Origin of the sequence: Devosia sp. Root635, from assembly GCF_001427605.1 — a bacterium.
In the GTDB taxonomy this organism is placed as follows: domain Bacteria; phylum Pseudomonadota; class Alphaproteobacteria; order Rhizobiales; family Devosiaceae; genus Devosia.
Genome location: NZ_LMGZ01000001.1, coordinates 370209 through 385993, shown reverse-complemented (window position 1 = coordinate 385993; position 15785 = coordinate 370209). Strand labels below are relative to the sequence as shown.

Below are 15785 nucleotides of genomic sequence, written 5' to 3'. Positions count from 1 at the left end.
TACCCCCACAAAGACTCGCCTTCGCCACCCCTCTCACCCCAAATCCACCATCCAAAACGTAACGTGCTAACATATCGGAGACGTCATGCACGCTCGCTTCCTGCTACCCCTCCTCGCCGCCAGCGCCCTCGCCACTCCCACCTTCGCCGACGACCACATCTCTGCCTGGCGCCTCTTCATCGCCGATCACGCCCAGCCCAGCGTGACTGCGCTCGACCTGGCTACCGGCGATACGCTCGCCACCTTCTCATTGGCCAGCCCCGCCTCGCTCTACACCACCCATTCGGGCGAAGCCGTTTATGCCGTGCAGGGCGCCGGCAATCAGGTCTCGGCCATCGCCTCCGGCATCCACCTCGACGACCATGGCGATCACGGCGACATCGAGATCACCGATCCCGCCGCCATCGACACCGTTATGTCAGGCGAAAAGCCCGTCCATTTCGTCGAGCATGGCGGCAAGATCGCGCTCTTCTTCGACGCCGAAGGCAAGACGCGCGTCGTCAGCGAAGCCGACTGGCTCGATGGCGGCACCCTCGCCACGGCCGAATTGGACAGCGGCGCCCCCCATCACGGCGTCGCCGTCCCCTGGGGCGACTACACCATCGTCTCCGTCCCCAATCCGGCCGATGCCACGGCCCTGCCCATCGGCGTCAAGGTGCTCGACGCGTCAGGCGCCGTAGTGGGCGATCTCCATGCCTGCCCGGACCTGCATGGCGAAGCCTCGTCGGGCAATGTGCTGGTCATCGCCTGCGCCGAGGGCCTGCTTATTGTCACCGGCTCCGGCGCCCCGGAAATCACCCTGCTGCCCTATGCCGGCCTGCCCGAAGGCAAGTCCACCACACTGCTGGGCGGCGTGGGCCTCCAATATTTCCTCGGCAATTACGGCGCCGACAAATTGGTGACCATCGATCCCTCGGCCGAAAATCCCTTCCGCCTCATCGACCTGCCCACCCGCCGCGTCCATTTCGCCGCTGATCCCGTGCGGCCGAAATTCGCCTATGTATTCACCGAAGACGGCCAGCTGCGCCAGATCGACGTGCTCAAGGGCGAGATCATCCAGTCCCTCGCCGTCACAGAGCCCTATTCCATGGATGGCGAATGGAGCCTGCCGCGCCCGCGCATCGCCGTGGCCGGTGACGTCGTGGCGGTGACCGATCCCAATGCCGGCGCCGTGCATCTGGTCGATATCGCCAGCTTCACCGAAACGCGGAGCATCCCGGTCGCCGGCGCGCCGTACAATATCGTGGCCGTGGGTGGGTCCGGGACGGTGCACTAGCCGACTAGTCATTTAGAGCCTGCGGCCCCACCCCACCCTCAATCCCTCCCCATCAAGGGAGGGAGGCGCAAGTTGCGATGCCGGTGTTCATCGTCTCCCCTTGTGGGGAGGGATCAAGGGTGGGGGTGGGCCGCGCGCACCGGGCTCGCCCCTACTTGATCGGCCCCTTGAATATAAAAAACGCCCCCAGCGCGATCATGGCGAAGCCGATGCCGTGGTTCCAGGTGAATTTCTCGCCCAGGTAGAACACCGCGAACAGCACGAAGACCGAGAGCGAGATCACTTCCTGGATGGTCTTGAGCTCGGCGCCCGAAAAGGTGCCATAGCCGATGCGGTTGGCCGGTACGGCCAGCCAGTATTCGAAAAAGGCGATGCCCCAGCTTATCAGCACCGCCGCCCACAGCGCCGCGCCGGGAAATTTCAGGTGCCCATACCAGGCAAAAGTCATGAAGACATTGGACGCGATCAGCAGCCCGATGGGCGCCAGCGTAGCGACATTGAAGCCCAAGGCTTCCTCCGAAAACGGAAAACCGGTCCATCCCGGCCGCGCCTTTTACCGGTCGCCGGGCTTTCGCGGAAGCGGGATTTCAGCGCAGATGCTTCGTCGGCTGCTCCAGCCCGAAAATCTCGTCGGTAAGGCTGTCCATGCGCTCGCGGATCAGCCCCTGCGCGTCATAGAGCCCGCGGTTGTAAAAATAGGCGCCCATCTTGTCGACGAAGAACATCATCAGCATTTCCGCCGGAATGGCGCCGATCTGCTGATCCAGCTCGTCGCGGAAATAGTCCTGGATTTCCCCGACGATGGCCTTGGTTTCCTCTCGGGTGAACTTGATCGGCTTCATGGTGGCAATCTCCTTGTCTCCGCTGTCTAGCGCGAGTCGGCGTTGCGCCGCCGCCATTTTGGTGGCACACCAGTTGCCGTGTTGGTTCCCCGCGTCCGCTGCGGCAAGGGGATCAAAAGGGAACACGGTGCGACGTACCCATCAGGGCGCAAAACCGTGGCTGCCCCCGCAACTGTAAGCGGTGCGCGCTCTCACAGGCCACTGATCCTCGGATCGGGAAGGCGAGGGCGCTATCTCCACCGCGAGCCAGGAGACCTGCCGGCACCCTTGGGAGTATTTCAGCAAAAGTGGCTCCCACTTTTGCGGTTCGAAATGCGACCCACTGAACAGCCGGGCGAAGAGCCCATTCTATTCGTGCACGGAGGGTGCCACATGAATACGACGACCACCTCGACTGGCCTCCAGTCTCTCTCGATTTCCCAGCGTATCATTGCCGGTTCGCTGGCGCTTCTGCTCGGGCTGACCCTTCTGGTCGGCACCGGCTTTGCCGGCGATTTCCGCCTGCATAACGGCGCCCACGACACCCGTCACGCCATGGGCTTCCCCTGCCACTAAGGCAGGCATCAGGGAAAATCGAAAATGATCCGCAATCTGTTTGCCGCTGCGCTTCTCGCAGCCCTTTGTGCTGGCCTCATCACGGCTGGCCTCCAGCATTTCCGCGTCACCCCGCTGATTCTCCACGCCGAGACCTTCGAGGGTGAAGGCGGCCATAGCCACGGCGCCGAAGCCGTTGCAGCCGATCACGAACACGCCGCCGGCACGCCCGAGCACACGCACGACGCCGTCGCCGCCACCGAGGCCGAGCCCGAAGAATGGGCTCCGGCAGACGGCTTCGAGCGCACCGCCTATACGACGCTTGCCACCGTCCTCGCCGCCGCCGGTTTCGCGCTGGTCATCGGCGCTGTCTCGATGTTCGCGGGCCTGCCCATCACCTTCGCCAATGGCTTCCTCTGGGGCATTGCCGGCTTCGTCACCTTCTCGCTGGCTCCGGCCTATGGCCTGGCGCCTGAGCTGCCCGGCATGCCGGCCGCCGATCTCGGCGCCCGCCAGGTCTGGTGGGTCGGCACGGCGCTGGCCACCGGTGCCGCCTGCCTGCTGCTGGCCAAGACCCGCGCCGGCTGGGCCTTTGCCGTCGCCATCGCGCTGGTCGCCGCCCCGCATATCATCGGCGCCCCGGTGGCGCCCGATGAGCCGAGCGCCGTCCCGGCCCATCTCGCCACTGAATTCGCCGCCATCACCCTGGGCACCGCGCTGGTGTTCTGGCTGGTGCTCGGCGTGGTCTTCGGCAAGCTCAACGACGTCTTTGCCGCCCGCAACAGCGTTCCCAACGGGGTGCCCGCATGACCAAGATCCCGACGACAGTCATCACCGGCTTCCTCGGCGCCGGCAAGACAACCCTCGTGCGTCACCTCTTGGCGCACGCCCCCAAGGGCAAGCGCATCGCGCTCATCATCAACGAATTCGGTGATCTGGGCGTCGACAAGGACATTCTCGCCGGCTGCGGCGACGAAACCTGCCGCGAAGAGGACATGGTCGAACTCTCCAATGGCTGCATCTGCTGCACCGTGGCCGATGAATTCATCCCCACCATGCAGGCTCTGCTCGCCCGCCCGGAAAAGTTCGATCACATCGTCATCGAAACCTCGGGCCTCGCGCTGCCCCAGCCGCTGATCCGCGCCTTCAACTGGCCCGAGATCAAGGCCCAGGTCACCATTGACGGCGTCGTCACCGTCGCCGACGCCTCGGCCCTCGCCGAAGGCCGTTTCGCCAGCGACGAAGCCGCGGTCGACGCCCAGCGCCGCCAGGACGAAATGCTCGACCACGAAACGCCCCTCGGCGAACTGTTCGAGGATCAGCTCTCCGTGGCCGACCTGGTCGTCGTCAACAAGGCCGATCTCGTCGATGACGCGACCCTCGATAAGGTGGAGGCCAATCTGCGCGCCGAAATGCGCCCCGGCGTCGGTCTCATCCGCGCCCGCAACGGCCATGTCGATATCGCCGCTTTGCTCGGCATGGGTATGGGCAGCGAAGACGACATCGCCAACCGCCCCAGCCACCATGAGCTGGAGCACGGCGACCAGACCCACGAGCACGACGATTTCGACAGCTTCTCGCTGCGCCTGCCAGCTATCGGCAGCAAGGACGACCTCCTCGCTGTGATCGAACAGACCATCCGCGACCACGACGTTCTGCGCCTCAAGGGCTTTGCCGCCATCCCCGGCGCCGCCGCACGCCTCGCCATCCAGGCCGTCGGCCCCCGCGTCACCGCCTATTTCGACCGCCCCTGGAAAGACGGCGAAATCCGCGACACGGCCCTCGTCGTCATCGGAGAACAGCCGGTCGACCGCGCGGCGATAACGCAGAGCCTGCAGAGAGCGGCCAAGGTCGCCGCTTAGGGATGAACCGCACAAGGGTGCTCACCTCCTCGCCCCCCTACCTCGATCCCTCCCCTCTGAGGGGAGGGAAGCAATGGAGCCGCAAACTCTGCGCCATCGACGCTATCCCTCCCTCCCCCTTGAGGGGAGGGCCGGGGAGGGGGTCGTTCGGTTCCCGCGGAGGAAATCGGTGATGCACCTCCTCTCCGCCCAGGCCGGCGCCATCCAGCAGGAAGGCGAGGCCATCGATCTCAACCAGCGCCCCGGGGCGCTGGTCTTTGCCTCGTCGGCCGATAGCGAACTGGCCATGCTGGCCGGCGCCGCCGACCGGGCAGGGGAGGATGAACTCCGTCTCGCCAATACGCTGCGCCTCTCCAACAATCTCTCTGTCGATCTCTGGCTCGAAAAGACGGTGGCCCATGCGCGCCTCGTCACTCTCCGCCTCATCGGCGGCGCCGCCTATTTCCAATACGGCGTCGACGAACTCACCGCCCTCTGCGCCAACAGGAAGATTCCGCTCGCCCTGCTCCCCGGCGACGCCAACCCCGACCCCATCCTGCAATCCCGCTCCACCATCCACCCCGATGACTGGACAAGGCTCCACAGCCTCTTCACCGCAGGCGGTCCGGATAACGCCGATACGATTCTCACTGCCTTCCGAGAACTCGCCGCTGTACCCACCCTCCCCCCTGAGGGGAGGGTAGCGCAGCTCGACCCAACGGGTCGTAGCGAAGCTGGGGAGGGGGTCCTTCGGACATTACCCCAACCCTTCGCCCGCTTCGGCCTCTGGCACCCAACCACAGGCATGACCGACGAGCCCGGCCTGCGCGCGCTCCATCAAAGACCTCATGGTGAGCCCGTCGAACCACGAGGTCGGGCACTCCAATACATCCCCATCCTCTTCTACCGCGCCGCCCTCGAAGGCGCCGGCACGGCCACCATCGCCGCCCTCATCGCCGAGCTAGAATCCCAAAACCTCGCCCCGGTCCCGCTGCTGGTCTCCTCGCTCAAGGAAGCCCCCTGCGCCCGCTTCGTGCAGAACGCCCTCGCGGCCTTCCCGCCTTCGGCCATTCTCAACCTCACCGGCTTCGCCCTCGGTCTCGACAGCCTCGACGACAAGGCCAACCCCTTTTCCACCACCGACGCCCCGGTCATCCAGCTCATCCAGTCCGGCCGCTCCGAAGCGCAATGGCTGGCCGACAGCCAGGGCCTTTCTTCCAAGGACATGGCGATGTTCCTCGTCATGCCCGAAGTCGACGGGCGCCTCGCCGGCCTCATCATCGGCCACAAGGCCGACGCCGTCTGGCACACCCGCTGCCAGGTCCCCCTCACCGCCTACACCCCCGACCCCTCCGGCATCACCCGCGCCGTGACCCTGGCCAAAAACTGGTCCCGCCTCCGCACCACCCCCCGCGCCGACCGCAAGGTGGCCATCGTCCTCGCCAACTACCCCATCCGCGACGGCCGCCTCGCCAACGGCGTCGGCTACGACGCCCCGGAATCCACGGTGCGGATACTGATGGAACTGGCAAGGGCGGGTTACACCCTCAACGTCGCTCCATCGCCTCCCTCCCCCTTGAGGGGAGGGACCGAGGGAGGGGGTCCATCAGTGAACCACGGCACCACCCCCACCCCCGACCCCTCCCCTCAAGGGGGAGGGGAGGCCAAGCCTCTTGCTTTCAGCAATGCCAGACGGGAACACAGCAAAAGCATTTCGAATGCGCGGCGGCTACGTGGGGGTCAGACCGTCCCGGAGCGGGTTCTGTGGCCGCTGCTGCGAACGTTCGCTGAACGCGGTGTAAAATTCCGGCGGCAGGTTCCGCTTGGAAAATACATCGCCGATTTCGCCAGCCATCACCCAAAGCTTGTGATCGAGCTCGACGGTGACTCGCATTTTTCGGACGACGGCATTCGCCGTGATCTCGAACGCACGCACTATCTGGCAAGCATCGGCTATAAGGTCCTTCGCTTCACCAACTCCGACATATCCACCAATCAAGATGGCATCTGGCAAACCATAACCGCCACCCTCGACGAACTCTCGGCTCCATCGCCTCCCTCCCCTTTGAGGGGAGGGACCGAGGGAGGAGGTCCATCAGTCAGCACTTTGACCGCCGCTGCCCTCATCGCCGCCCTTCAATCCGGCCCCACCAACGCCAATCCCATGCGCGGCACCTCCCCCGCCACGCTAACCCTCGCCCGCTATCTCGAACTCTTCGCTACCCTCCCGGCGCAAATCCGCACCGAAGTCACCGCCCGCTGGGGCCACCCGGCCACCGATCCCTTCGTGCGCGAAAGAACCTTCCATCTCCCGGCCCTGATATCAGGCAATATCGCCATCCTGCTCCAGCCCGCCCGTGGCTACCACCTCGACGAAACCGCCTCCTATCACGATCCGGCCCTCGTCCCCCCTCATGCCTATCTCGCCGCCTATCTCTGGCTGCGCCACGATTTCGGCGCCCATGCTCTCATCCACAACGGCAAGCACGGCACGCTCGAATGGCTCCCCGGCAAGGCCGCCGCGCTCGATGAAGCCAGCTATCCCGACGCCCTCTGGGGCCAGTTGCCGCACCTCTATCCCTTCATCGTCAACGATCCGGGCGAGGGCACCCAGGCCAAGCGCCGCACGGGCGCCGTCATCATCGACCACCTCGTGCCCCCGCTCACCCGCGCCGAGACCTATGGTCCCCTCAAAGACCTCGAAGCCCTGCTCGACGAATATTATGCCGCCTCCGGCATGGACCGCCGCCGCCTGGCCGACCTTCGCCGCCGCATCCTCGATTTCGTCAGCGACACCAGGCTCGATCGCGATATCGGCCTGCCCGAGGACGAAACCCAGGCCCTCATCAAGATCGACAACTTCCTCTGCGACCTCAAGGAGGCCCAGATCCGCGACGGACTGCACATCTTCGGCCAATCGCCCGAGGGCAATCTCGAACGCGACCTCGCCGTCGCCCTGGCCCGCGTCCCGCGCGGCGACGGGGCAGGGGAGGCCTCCCTCATCCGCGCCCTGGCGGACGACCTCAAGCTCGGCTTCGATCCATTGACGGCAAAGCTCGGGGCCCCCTGGACCGGGCCGACTACGATACCGCAGTCGTCCTCCCTCCCCCTTGAGGGGAGGGCTGGGGAGGGGGTGGTTCAATGGACCTCTGATGGACCCCCACCCTCGATCCCTCCCCTCAAGGGGGAGGCAAGGACGACTGCTGAATCTGGTGCAAATCTCCGGACCATCGGCGACGTCGTCGAACACCTCGAATCCCTCGCGGCCGCCCTGGTGGAAGGCACCCTAGACCTCCCCCCCGACTGGGCCGCCACCGCCTCCGTCCTCGCCACCGTCCAATCCACCATCCGCCCCCGCCTCGCCGCCTCTGGTCCGGCGGAAATCGCCGGCCTCATCGCCGGCCTCGATGGCAAATTCATCGCCCCCGGCCCCTCCGGCGCCCCTTCGCGCGGGCGGCTCGACGTGCTCCCCACCGGCCGCAATTTCTATTCGGTGGATTCTCGCGCCGTCCCCACGCCGTCGGCGTGGGAACTGGGCAAAAAGTCCGCCGAAAGCCTGGTTCTCCGCCACCTGCAAGATCATGGCCATCACCTGCGCGCGGTTGCCCTCTCCGTCTGGGGCACGGCGAACATGCGCACCGGCGGCGACGATATCGCCCAGGCCCTGGCCCTGATCGGCGCCCGCCCCACCTGGGACCCCGGCTCCCTCCGCGTCTCTGGCTATGAAATCATCCCGCTGGCCAAACTCGGCCGCCCCCGCGTCGATGTAACAATGCGCATTTCCGGCTTCTTCCGCGACGCCTTCCCGGCCCAGATCGCCCTGTTCGACCGCGCCATCCGCGCCATCGGGGCCCTCGACGAACCTGCCGACGACAACCCCATCGCCGCCACCATGCGCGCAGACGCCCTCGGCCTCATCGCATCCGGCCAGGACGAAGCCGCCGCCGGCCACCGCATCTTCGGCTCCCAACCCGGCACTTATGGCGCCGGCCTCAACGCCATGGTGGATTCCGGCACCTGGTCCACCAAGGCCGACCTCGCCAATCGCGCCCTCGATTGGGGCCAGTACGCCTATGGCGCAAAGCACGCCGGCACCCCCCAGCGCGACCGCTTCGCCGCCCGCCTCTCCGAAATCGACGCCGTCATCCACAACCAGGACAATCGCGAGCACGACCTGCTCGACAGCGACAATTACTACCAGTTCGAGGGCGGCCTTTCCGCCGCCGCCGAGAGCCTCACCGGCGCAAAACCCGCCGCCTATCACAACGATCATTCCCGCCCCGAACGCCCGCTGATCCGCACGCTGGACGAGGAGATTTCCCACGTCATGCGTTCCCGCGTGGTCAATCCGAAGTGGATCGCCGGCATGCAGCGCCACGGCTATCGCGGCGCCTTTGAGATCATTGCCACCGTCGATTTCATGTTCGCCTTTGCCGCCACCACGGGCGCGGTCAGGACCCACCATTTCGACCTGGCCTTCGAAGCCTTCGTCGAGGACGATGCCACCCGCGATTGGTTGAAATCCGCCAACGCCCACGGCTTTGCCGAACTGATCGCAAAATTCAATGAAGCCCGCCAACGCGGCCTCTGGGTGCCGCGCTCCAATTCCGCCTATGCCTATCTGGAGGAAGCCAAATGACCGACAAGCCCGTCAAGAAGACCGACCTGATGACCGAGGCGGAGCGCGACGCCTATCACGCCGAGAAAATGAAGAAGAAGCGCGAGGCGCGGAACAAGATTCTCGCCACAAAGACCCAGGAAAAAGGCCTGCTGATCGTCCATACCGGCAAGGGCAAGGGCAAATCCACCGCCGCCTTCGGCATGGTGTTCCGCGCGCTGGGCCACGGCTTCAAGGTGGGCGTGGTGCAATTCGTCAAGGGCGTCTGGGAGACCGGCGAGCGCGACGTGCTCGACAAATTCCCCGATCTGGTCACCATCAACGCCATGGGCGAGGGCTTCACCTGGGACGTCGCCGACCGCCAGCGCGACCTCGCCGCCGCCCGCAAGGCCTGGGACCAGGCCAGGGCGCTGATCTCGGACCCCAGCTACAAGCTGGTCCTGCTCGACGAACTCAACATCGTCCTGCGCTACGACTATCTCCCCCTTGAGGAAGTGGTGGAGTTCCTGCGCAACAAGCCCGCCGACAAGCACGTCATCGTCACCGGCCGCAACGCCAAGGACGAAATCATCGAAATCGCCGACCTCGTCACCGAAATGACCGAAATCAAGCACCACTTCCGATCAGGCGTGAAAGCACAAAAGGGCATCGAGTTCTAGGCAGTCCAGTAGCCCGCATGGTGAGGTGCGAGCTCTTGCGAGCCTCGAACCACGAGGGCGTGGCACCACGCCCGTTCCACCCACCGTACCGCCCTCGGACTTGATCCGAGGGCCATTCCCAACGCGACACGAGCGGCAAGTGGTCCTCGGATCAAGTCCGAGGACGGTGCGGAGGGTTGCTGAAGCCGTGAGGCTCAGCAATTCCCCCGCAAACTCCGCACCAGCCGCTCCACCACCGGGGCCATGTCCGACGCATCGGTCACCGAATAGTCCATGCGGAATGCCGCATAGCTCGTCCCGTCGCACAGCAGCACCATGCGCTGATAGAGAATCCGAAATCCCTTGATCGCCGACCAACTGGCCCAGCGCGGTGTCGTCGCCTGATAGGTAGTGTTCCAGGCCTCCGCCTCGCTCCACCGCATGCGCTGGGCCACTTCGTCCTCGAAGCTGCCCATCAGTCCACCGCCCCACACCGTCAGGTAGGTCGGATTGCCCCCGGCCGCGAAAGTCGCGCCATCGCCATTGTCGCTCTCGCCCTGGCCGGCGAAGCCGGGCGGAATATCCACGCCATAGCCGAACCGGCCATTGTCATAATGCTCCCACCCCTGCGCGAAAGCGGGGACGGCAAACAGGGTGAGGAGAAGGGCAAGCAGGATACGCATGCTCCGAATCTGCCCGCGCCGCAGGTTGCCCGCAAGTCACAAAGTTCGGCATGGCCGAAACGAGCCTGCTTGCCCGTCGGCTCTTTCGGCATCGTGATTGGGGCAGGCCGGCCCTCGGACCAGCCTGCAGGCCATCTAGCGACGCTGGTCGCGGATTTCCTTGAGCACGTCGTAGATGGAGAACAGGACCATCCACAACTCGACCGCGATCCGCCATACGATCGCGCCGACGACACCGCCGACAAGCGCCGTGATGAATCCGAAGAAGCCTGCGGCGGGCGGCGCATAGGCGCTGCTGCCCATGGCCAGGGCGCCGAATGCCCCGGCCAGCGTGCCCAGCGCGATCAGCACCAGGCCGATCCAGTAGATCACCTTGGTTATCTTCGGCAGGATGAAAGAGTCGAAAGTCAAAAACGCCTTGAGCATGAAGTCCCCCTTGTTTCAGGCTGGATCACGCTACCATTTAAACCTGTTCAGGCAAGACTATCCTGCGGATAAATTGGCTGCCAAGCCAGTCACACCACCACGATCCCCGCATGTTTCGCCTTCTCCTCCGGCTCCACATGAATGGTGATCTGCACATCCTTCACCGCCTCGCGCAGCTTGGCCTCGATTGCGTCGCAGATGGCATGTGCCGCATCCACGCTCATCGCCCCCGGTACCACCAGGTGAAAATCGATGAAGGTCATCTTCCCCGCCTGCCGCGTGCGCACGTCATGTGCCTCGATCGCCCCCTCGGCATTGGCGGCGATCACCTCGCGGATGGTCTTCTGCGTGTCGGCCGGCACGGCCACGTCCATCAGCCCGCCCACGCTGTCGCGGATCACGCCCCAGCCCGACCACAATATATTGAGCGCCACCAGCCCCGCCAGGATCGGGTCGAGCACGGCCCAGCCGGTGAGAAACACCAGCCCCAGCCCGACCAGCACGCCAATGGTCGAAACCACGTCGGTCAGCAGGTGCCGGCCATCGGCCTCCAGCGCCGGCGACCGCACCGCCCGCCCATGCCGGATCAGCACGAAGGCCCAGATCACGTTGATCACGGTCGCCACGCCGCTGACCATCAGCCCCTGCACCGGCGCCTCCGGCAGTTCCGGGGTGAGGAACCCCAGCACCGCCTCGCGGAAGATCAATATCGCCGCCACGATAATCATCACGCCCACGATGACCGCCGAGAAATATTCGGCCTTGTGATAGCCATAGGGCAGGGCGGCATCGGCCGGCTTCTGCGCCAGCCGCACCGCGATCAGCGCCACGATGGCCGTCACCACATTGACGATCGATTCCAGCGCATCGGAATAAAGCGCGATCGAGCCGGTCACATACCAGGCGAGGAATTTCAGCCCGAGCACGATCAGCCCCACGAGCAGGCTCGCTCCGGCAATGGCCAGCGTTCTGTTTGCGGTAATGCTCACGACAGAGGCCCCCGATTGGCTGTCCTCAGCCCATAGACCCAAGCCCGCGATACGGCAAGTCGTTGAATTTGCAAATCATTTTCAGAAGCATTCTGATCTGGACGCAGCCCGCCGCAAGCCATTGATTGACCACGCGCTTCCCCCCGCCTACAAGCAGGTCGCGCAGAGTTCCCGCGATGGAACTGAAACAGAATTCGGTGCGGTCGACCCAAATCGGGGACCAAGTCCGAACTGCACGAGGCCACGGATGACGCAAGTATCGGGACGCATCGTCGCCGGAATCGGCTTTGCCAGCGCCGCCACGGCGCAGGAGCTGATCGACCTGATCGCGGCCAGCCTGGCCGAGGCCGGTCTTGCCGCCACCCATCTCGCCGCCATCGCCACCCACAAGCGCAAGCTGGGCACCGCTCTCCCGCTGCATGTCGCCGCCCATTTCGGCGTGCCTTTGCGCCTGCTCGATGATGGCGACCTGACCATGCTCGGCCTTGCCGAAGGCGCCGCCGCCGCCGCCGGCCCGCTGCGCCTGGGCAAACGCAAATCGCGCTACGCCACCTGCGCCCTGGCCGATTGCGGCCCGGGCTTCACGCTCGACGCCTTCGGTCAGCCACCGATATCCAGCGCCGCAATCGCCTCATCCAGGCTCGCCACTTCATTGGCCGGGCCATAGACCGGCCGCGCGATCATGATAACCTTGACCCCCAGTTTCTGCGCCGCTTCCAGCTTGGCCGCAGTCTGCCCGCCACCCGAATTCTTGGTGACCAGATGAGTGATGCCCTCCCGCTGCATCAGCGCCATTTCGTCGGCCACCGAATAGGGCGGCCGCGTCTGCAACAGGCTGGCATGGGGCGGCAGGTCCATGGCCGGCGCCTCGATGGTCCGCACCACGAACTGGCAATCGTCCCGTTCGAGAAAATGTTCCAGCCCGCTATGGCCCGTCGTCAGCAGCACATCGGCATTGGCCGGCAAAGCTGCCGCGGCCTCGGCCACAGTCTCCACCGTCATCCAGTCGGCGCCGATCTGCTGCTCCCAGGCCGGTCGCATATAGCGCACCAGCGGCACCCTGGCCTGCTGCGCCGCCGCCACTGCATTGATGGAAATCAGCCCGGCATAGGGATGGGTCGCATCCACCAGCCGATCGATCCCAGCCACTTTCAGATACGCTGCCAGCCCCGGAATCCCGCCGAACTTGCCCATGCGCATCTTGCCTTCGGGGAGCTTGGGGCCCTGCGTGCGCCCCGCCAGCGAGGTCGTCACCTCATGCCCCATCGCCACCAGCCGATTAGCCAGCTCCCGCGCCTCGCCGGTGCCGCCCAGGATCAGGATTTTCATGGCTTTGCCGGTGCTCCTTTCCTCCAATGTGCCCATTCGGACCGGGGCCTACAAGGGCACTACTATCGGCTCCTTCCCACCCTCCCCCTTGAGGGGAGGGTAGCGCCGCTCGGCCCAAGGGGCCGTAGCAGAGCTGGGGAGGGGGTCGCTTTGTGGCCCACCGACGGACCCCCTCCCTCAATCCCTCCCCTCAAGGGGGAGGGAGGCGCCAGCTCCGGCCTCCGTGTTCATCGCCACGCACGCGAACCCACCGACGTAGTCCCAGGAGCACATCGCTAATGCCTGGCCATTTCGCCGCCCTCGACCACGCCGATTTCCCCCCGCTGCAGCCCGGCTCGGTCTGGCTCGTCGGCGCCGGCCCCGGCGGCCCCGGCCTCGTCTCGCTGCTCGCCTACCACGCCCTCGGCCAGGCCGACATCATCGTGCATGACGCCCTCGTCTCGCCCGACCTCCTCGCCATGGCCCCCAAGCACACCGAGAAAATCTTCGCCGGCAAGCGCGGCGGCAAGCCCTCGCCCAAGCAGGCCGACATCACCCTGCAACTGATCGACCTCGCCCGTTCCGGCAAGCGCGTCCTCCGCCTCAAGGGCGGCGACCCCTTCATGTTCGGCCGCGGCGGTGAAGAGGCCGGGGCCTTGGCCCGCGCCGGCATCCCCTTCCGCATCGTCCCCGGCATTTCCGCCGGCCTCGCCGGTCCCGCCTATGCCGGCATCCCGATCACCCACCGCGACACCAACCACGCCGTGATCTTCCTCACCGGCCACGACGAAACCGGCGCGGTCCCCCATTCCGTCGATTGGGCCGCCGTCGCCAACGCCGCCCCTGTCATCGTCATGTTCATGGCGGTAAAACACCTCGCCTCCATCGCGCAAAAGCTCCTCGCCGCCGGCCGCCCCGCCACCGACCGCCTCGCCGTGGTCTCCCACGCCGCAACGCCCGCCCAGTCCATCATCGAAACCACTCTCGCTGATGCCCACACCCTCGCCGATGTGCCCACGCCCGCCATCGTCGTCCTCGGCCCCGTCAGCGCTTACCGGCAGAGCCTCGATTGGTATGTCGATGAAGCCCGGAGGCATGTCTTTGGCTGAGCAAAGATCTCACAATCTGCCCACCCTCCCCCTTAGGGGGAGGGTTGCGCCGCTAGGCCCGAAGGGCCGTAGCAAAGCTGGGGAGGGGGTCGCCTTGTGGATCACTGAAGGACCCCCACCCTCGATCCCTCCCCTGGGGGAGGGAAGGTCGACTGCCAGAATCGGCGCCCACCCATGACATCCGGCCTCATCATCGCCGCCCCCCGCTCCGGCTCCGGCAAGACCACCATCACCCTCGGCCTGCTCGCCGCCCTGCGTCGCAGCGGCCGCGTCGTCGCCCCCGCCAAGACCGGCCCCGACTATATCGACCCCGCCTTCCTCGCCCGCGCCGCCCTGCGCGAGGCGGTCAATCTCGACCCCTGGTCCATGTCCGCCGCCCGCCTCAAATCCCTCGCCGCCACCCAATCCACCGGCGCCGATCTGCTGCTGGTCGAAGGCGTCATGGGCCTCTTCGATGGCGCCGCCGACCATACCGGCTCCACCGCCGATCTCGCCGAACTGCTCGAGCTCCCCGTCATCCTTGTCGTCGATGCCGAGCGCCAGAGCCAGTCTGTCGCCCCCCTCGTCGCCGGCTTCGCCAATTGGCGCCCCGGCGTCCGCATTGCCGCCACCGTGCTCAATCGCGTCGCCTCCATGAAGCACGAGCGCATGCTGCTCGACGCCCTCACCGCGACCGGCATTCCCTGCCTCGGCGCCATCCCCCGCGATGCGGCTTTGGCCATCCCCGAACGCCATCTCGGCCTCGTCCTGCCCGGCGAAGTCGCCGCCTTCGACACCTTCCTCGCCGCCGCCGCCGAAGCCGTCAGCAACTACATCGATCTCCCCCGCCTCACCGCGCTCGCCACCCCCATCGCCGCTGCCGACACGGCCCCCGCGCCGCTGCCGCCCCTCGGCCAACACATTGCCGTGGCCCGCGACGACGCCTTCGCCTTCCTTTACCCGCATATTGTCGACGGCTGGCGCGCCATGGGCGCCACCCTCAGCTTCTTCTCGCCCCTGGCCAACGAAGCCCCATCAGCCGCTGCCGACGCCATCTACCTCCCCGGCGGTTATCCCGAACTCCATGCGGACACTCTCGCCAATGCGGCACGTTTCAAAGCCGGCCTCATCGCCGCCCGCGACCGGGGCGCGCTGCTCTATGGCGAATGCGGTGGCTTCATGGTTCTCGGCGAAACCCTCGTTGACAAGTCGGGGCAGGGCCACCCCATGGCCGGCCTGCTGCCCGTCACCACGCGCATCGATCGGCCCAAACGCATCCTCGGCTATCGCCGCCTCACCCAGTCCGGCCCGCTCCCCTGGCCCCGCGCTCTCAACGGCCACGAATTCCACTATTCCTCGGCCCGCCAATCCCGCCTGCCGCCCCTCTTCGCCGCCACCGACGCCCGCGGCGATCCCTTGCCCCCCATGGGCGCCGCTATCAACCGCGTCATGGGGTCTTACGCCCATGTCGTGGATGCGGCTTGATGCTGCCTCTTTCTTCCCTTCTCCCCTTGTGGGAGAAGGTGCCCCGAAGGGGCGGAT

At 65.9% G+C, this 15785-nt stretch carries 15 protein-coding genes and 1 riboswitch; of the genes, 9 read left to right on the top strand and 6 right to left on the bottom strand.

The genetic code is table 11. The features are described 5' to 3' along the window. Positions 1–85: 85 nt before the first annotated feature. Complete coding sequence (gene aztD, locus ASD80_RS01885) at positions 86–1276, top strand: zinc metallochaperone AztD (protein ID WP_056228114.1); 1191 nt, start codon at positions 86–88, stop codon at positions 1274–1276. A gap of 151 nt (positions 1277–1427) precedes the next feature. Here the strand turns inward: aztD and ASD80_RS01880 are convergent, their stop codons facing one another. Continuing rightward, complete coding sequence (locus ASD80_RS01880) at positions 1428–1784, bottom strand: DMT family protein (RefSeq protein ID WP_274532308.1); 357 nt, start codon at positions 1782–1784, stop codon at positions 1428–1430. A 79-nt stretch (positions 1785–1863) separates the two neighbouring features. Next, entirely contained in the window at positions 1864–2118 is a 255-nt protein-coding gene (locus ASD80_RS01875) for a DUF2164 domain-containing protein (RefSeq protein ID WP_056228111.1), read from the bottom strand. A gap of 65 nt (positions 2119–2183) precedes the next feature. Further along, positions 2184–2396, top strand: a riboswitch (cobalamin riboswitch). A gap of 94 nt (positions 2397–2490) precedes the next feature. Here ASD80_RS01875 and ASD80_RS01870 point away from each other — a divergent pair. The 5 genes from ASD80_RS01870 (at position 2491) to cobO (ending at position 9770) form a co-directional block, all read left to right on the top strand. Further along, positions 2491–2673 (top strand): CbtB domain-containing protein, encoded by a 183-nt coding sequence (locus ASD80_RS01870; RefSeq protein WP_056228109.1) that lies wholly within the window; start codon positions 2491–2493, stop codon positions 2671–2673. 24 nt (positions 2674–2697) lie between these two features. After that, positions 2698–3462: a CbtA family protein gene (locus ASD80_RS01865; RefSeq protein ID WP_056228107.1), complete on the top strand. Its 765-nt coding sequence runs from the start codon at positions 2698–2700 to the stop codon at positions 3460–3462. Beyond that, entirely contained in the window at positions 3459–4514 is a 1056-nt protein-coding gene (gene cobW, locus ASD80_RS01860) for a cobalamin biosynthesis protein CobW (protein WP_056228105.1), read from the top strand. The genes ASD80_RS01865 and cobW overlap by 4 nt, the downstream gene beginning before the upstream one ends. Before the next feature lie 172 nt (positions 4515–4686). Continuing rightward, the gene (locus ASD80_RS01855; RefSeq protein ID WP_056228102.1) at positions 4687–9132 is read left to right on the top strand and encodes a cobaltochelatase subunit CobN; all 4446 of its coding nucleotides are present in this window, start codon (positions 4687–4689) and stop codon (positions 9130–9132) included. Next, the gene (gene cobO, locus ASD80_RS01850) at positions 9129–9770 is read left to right on the top strand and encodes a cob(I)yrinic acid a,c-diamide adenosyltransferase (RefSeq protein ID WP_056228099.1); all 642 of its coding nucleotides are present in this window, start codon (positions 9129–9131) and stop codon (positions 9768–9770) included. The genes ASD80_RS01855 and cobO overlap by 4 nt, the downstream gene beginning before the upstream one ends. Before the next feature lie 194 nt (positions 9771–9964). Here the strand turns inward: cobO and ASD80_RS01845 are convergent, their stop codons facing one another. The 3 genes from ASD80_RS01845 to ASD80_RS01835 all read right to left on the bottom strand — a co-directional run bounded on the left by ASD80_RS01845 (position 9965) and on the right by ASD80_RS01835 (position 11847). Beyond that, positions 9965–10432, bottom strand: coding sequence for a hypothetical protein (locus ASD80_RS01845; RefSeq protein ID WP_056228096.1), 468 nt, complete (start codon positions 10430–10432; stop codon positions 9965–9967). A gap of 135 nt (positions 10433–10567) precedes the next feature. Continuing rightward, positions 10568–10858, bottom strand: coding sequence for a DUF4282 domain-containing protein (locus ASD80_RS01840; protein WP_056228092.1), 291 nt, complete (start codon positions 10856–10858; stop codon positions 10568–10570). Between the two features lie 89 nt (positions 10859–10947). Beyond that, positions 10948–11847, bottom strand: coding sequence for a cation diffusion facilitator family transporter (locus ASD80_RS01835; RefSeq protein WP_200950196.1), 900 nt, complete (start codon positions 11845–11847; stop codon positions 10948–10950). Positions 11848–12094: 247 nt separating this feature from the next. Between ASD80_RS01835 and ASD80_RS18680 the strand changes: the two genes are divergently transcribed. Continuing rightward, complete coding sequence (locus ASD80_RS18680) at positions 12095–12514, top strand: cobalamin biosynthesis protein (protein WP_056228089.1); 420 nt, start codon at positions 12095–12097, stop codon at positions 12512–12514. Here ASD80_RS18680 and ASD80_RS01825 read toward each other — a convergent pair. Further along, the gene (locus ASD80_RS01825) at positions 12448–13176 is read right to left on the bottom strand and encodes a cobalt-precorrin-6A reductase (protein WP_056228086.1); all 729 of its coding nucleotides are present in this window, start codon (positions 13174–13176) and stop codon (positions 12448–12450) included. The two genes, ASD80_RS18680 and ASD80_RS01825, sit on opposite strands and share 67 nt — an antisense overlap. 278 nt (positions 13177–13454) lie before the next feature. Here ASD80_RS01825 and cobA point away from each other — a divergent pair, with 278 nt between their 5' ends. Next, entirely contained in the window at positions 13455–14264 is an 810-nt protein-coding gene (cobA, locus tag ASD80_RS01820; protein ID WP_056228085.1) for a uroporphyrinogen-III C-methyltransferase, read from the top strand. Between the two features lie 174 nt (positions 14265–14438). Next, on the top strand, positions 14439–15728 hold the full coding sequence (locus tag ASD80_RS01815; RefSeq protein ID WP_056228081.1) for a cobyrinate a,c-diamide synthase: 1290 nt from the start codon (positions 14439–14441) through the stop codon (positions 15726–15728). Positions 15729–15785: the final 57 nt, after the last annotated feature.

Excerpts from the sequence above, each read along its gene's own strand:
- ASD80_RS01825 (WP_056228086.1), bottom strand. The coding sequence starts at position 13,176 with ATGAAAATCCTGATCCTGGGCGGCACCGGCGAGGCGCGGGAGCTGGCT.
- ASD80_RS01870 (WP_056228109.1), top strand. The coding sequence starts at position 2,491 with ATGAATACGACGACCACCTCGACTGGCCTCCAGTCTCTCTCGATTTCC.
- ASD80_RS01855 (WP_056228102.1), top strand. The coding sequence starts at position 4,687 with ATGCACCTCCTCTCCGCCCAGGCCGGCGCCATCCAGCAGGAAGGCGAG.
- ASD80_RS01815 (WP_056228081.1), top strand. The coding sequence starts at position 14,439 with ATGACATCCGGCCTCATCATCGCCGCCCCCCGCTCCGGCTCCGGCAAG.
- ASD80_RS18680 (WP_056228089.1), top strand. The coding sequence starts at position 12,095 with ATGACGCAAGTATCGGGACGCATCGTCGCCGGAATCGGCTTTGCCAGC.
- ASD80_RS01845 (WP_056228096.1), bottom strand. The coding sequence starts at position 10,432 with ATGCGTATCCTGCTTGCCCTTCTCCTCACCCTGTTTGCCGTCCCCGCT.
- cobA (WP_056228085.1), top strand. The coding sequence starts at position 13,455 with ATGCCTGGCCATTTCGCCGCCCTCGACCACGCCGATTTCCCCCCGCTG.
- ASD80_RS01840 (WP_056228092.1), bottom strand. The coding sequence starts at position 10,858 with ATGCTCAAGGCGTTTTTGACTTTCGACTCTTTCATCCTGCCGAAGATA.
- aztD (WP_056228114.1), top strand. The coding sequence starts at position 86 with ATGCACGCTCGCTTCCTGCTACCCCTCCTCGCCGCCAGCGCCCTCGCC.
- cobW (WP_056228105.1), top strand. The coding sequence starts at position 3,459 with ATGACCAAGATCCCGACGACAGTCATCACCGGCTTCCTCGGCGCCGGC.
- cobO (WP_056228099.1), top strand. The coding sequence starts at position 9,129 with ATGACCGACAAGCCCGTCAAGAAGACCGACCTGATGACCGAGGCGGAG.
- ASD80_RS01865 (WP_056228107.1), top strand. The coding sequence starts at position 2,698 with ATGATCCGCAATCTGTTTGCCGCTGCGCTTCTCGCAGCCCTTTGTGCT.
- ASD80_RS01875 (WP_056228111.1), bottom strand. The coding sequence starts at position 2,118 with ATGAAGCCGATCAAGTTCACCCGAGAGGAAACCAAGGCCATCGTCGGG.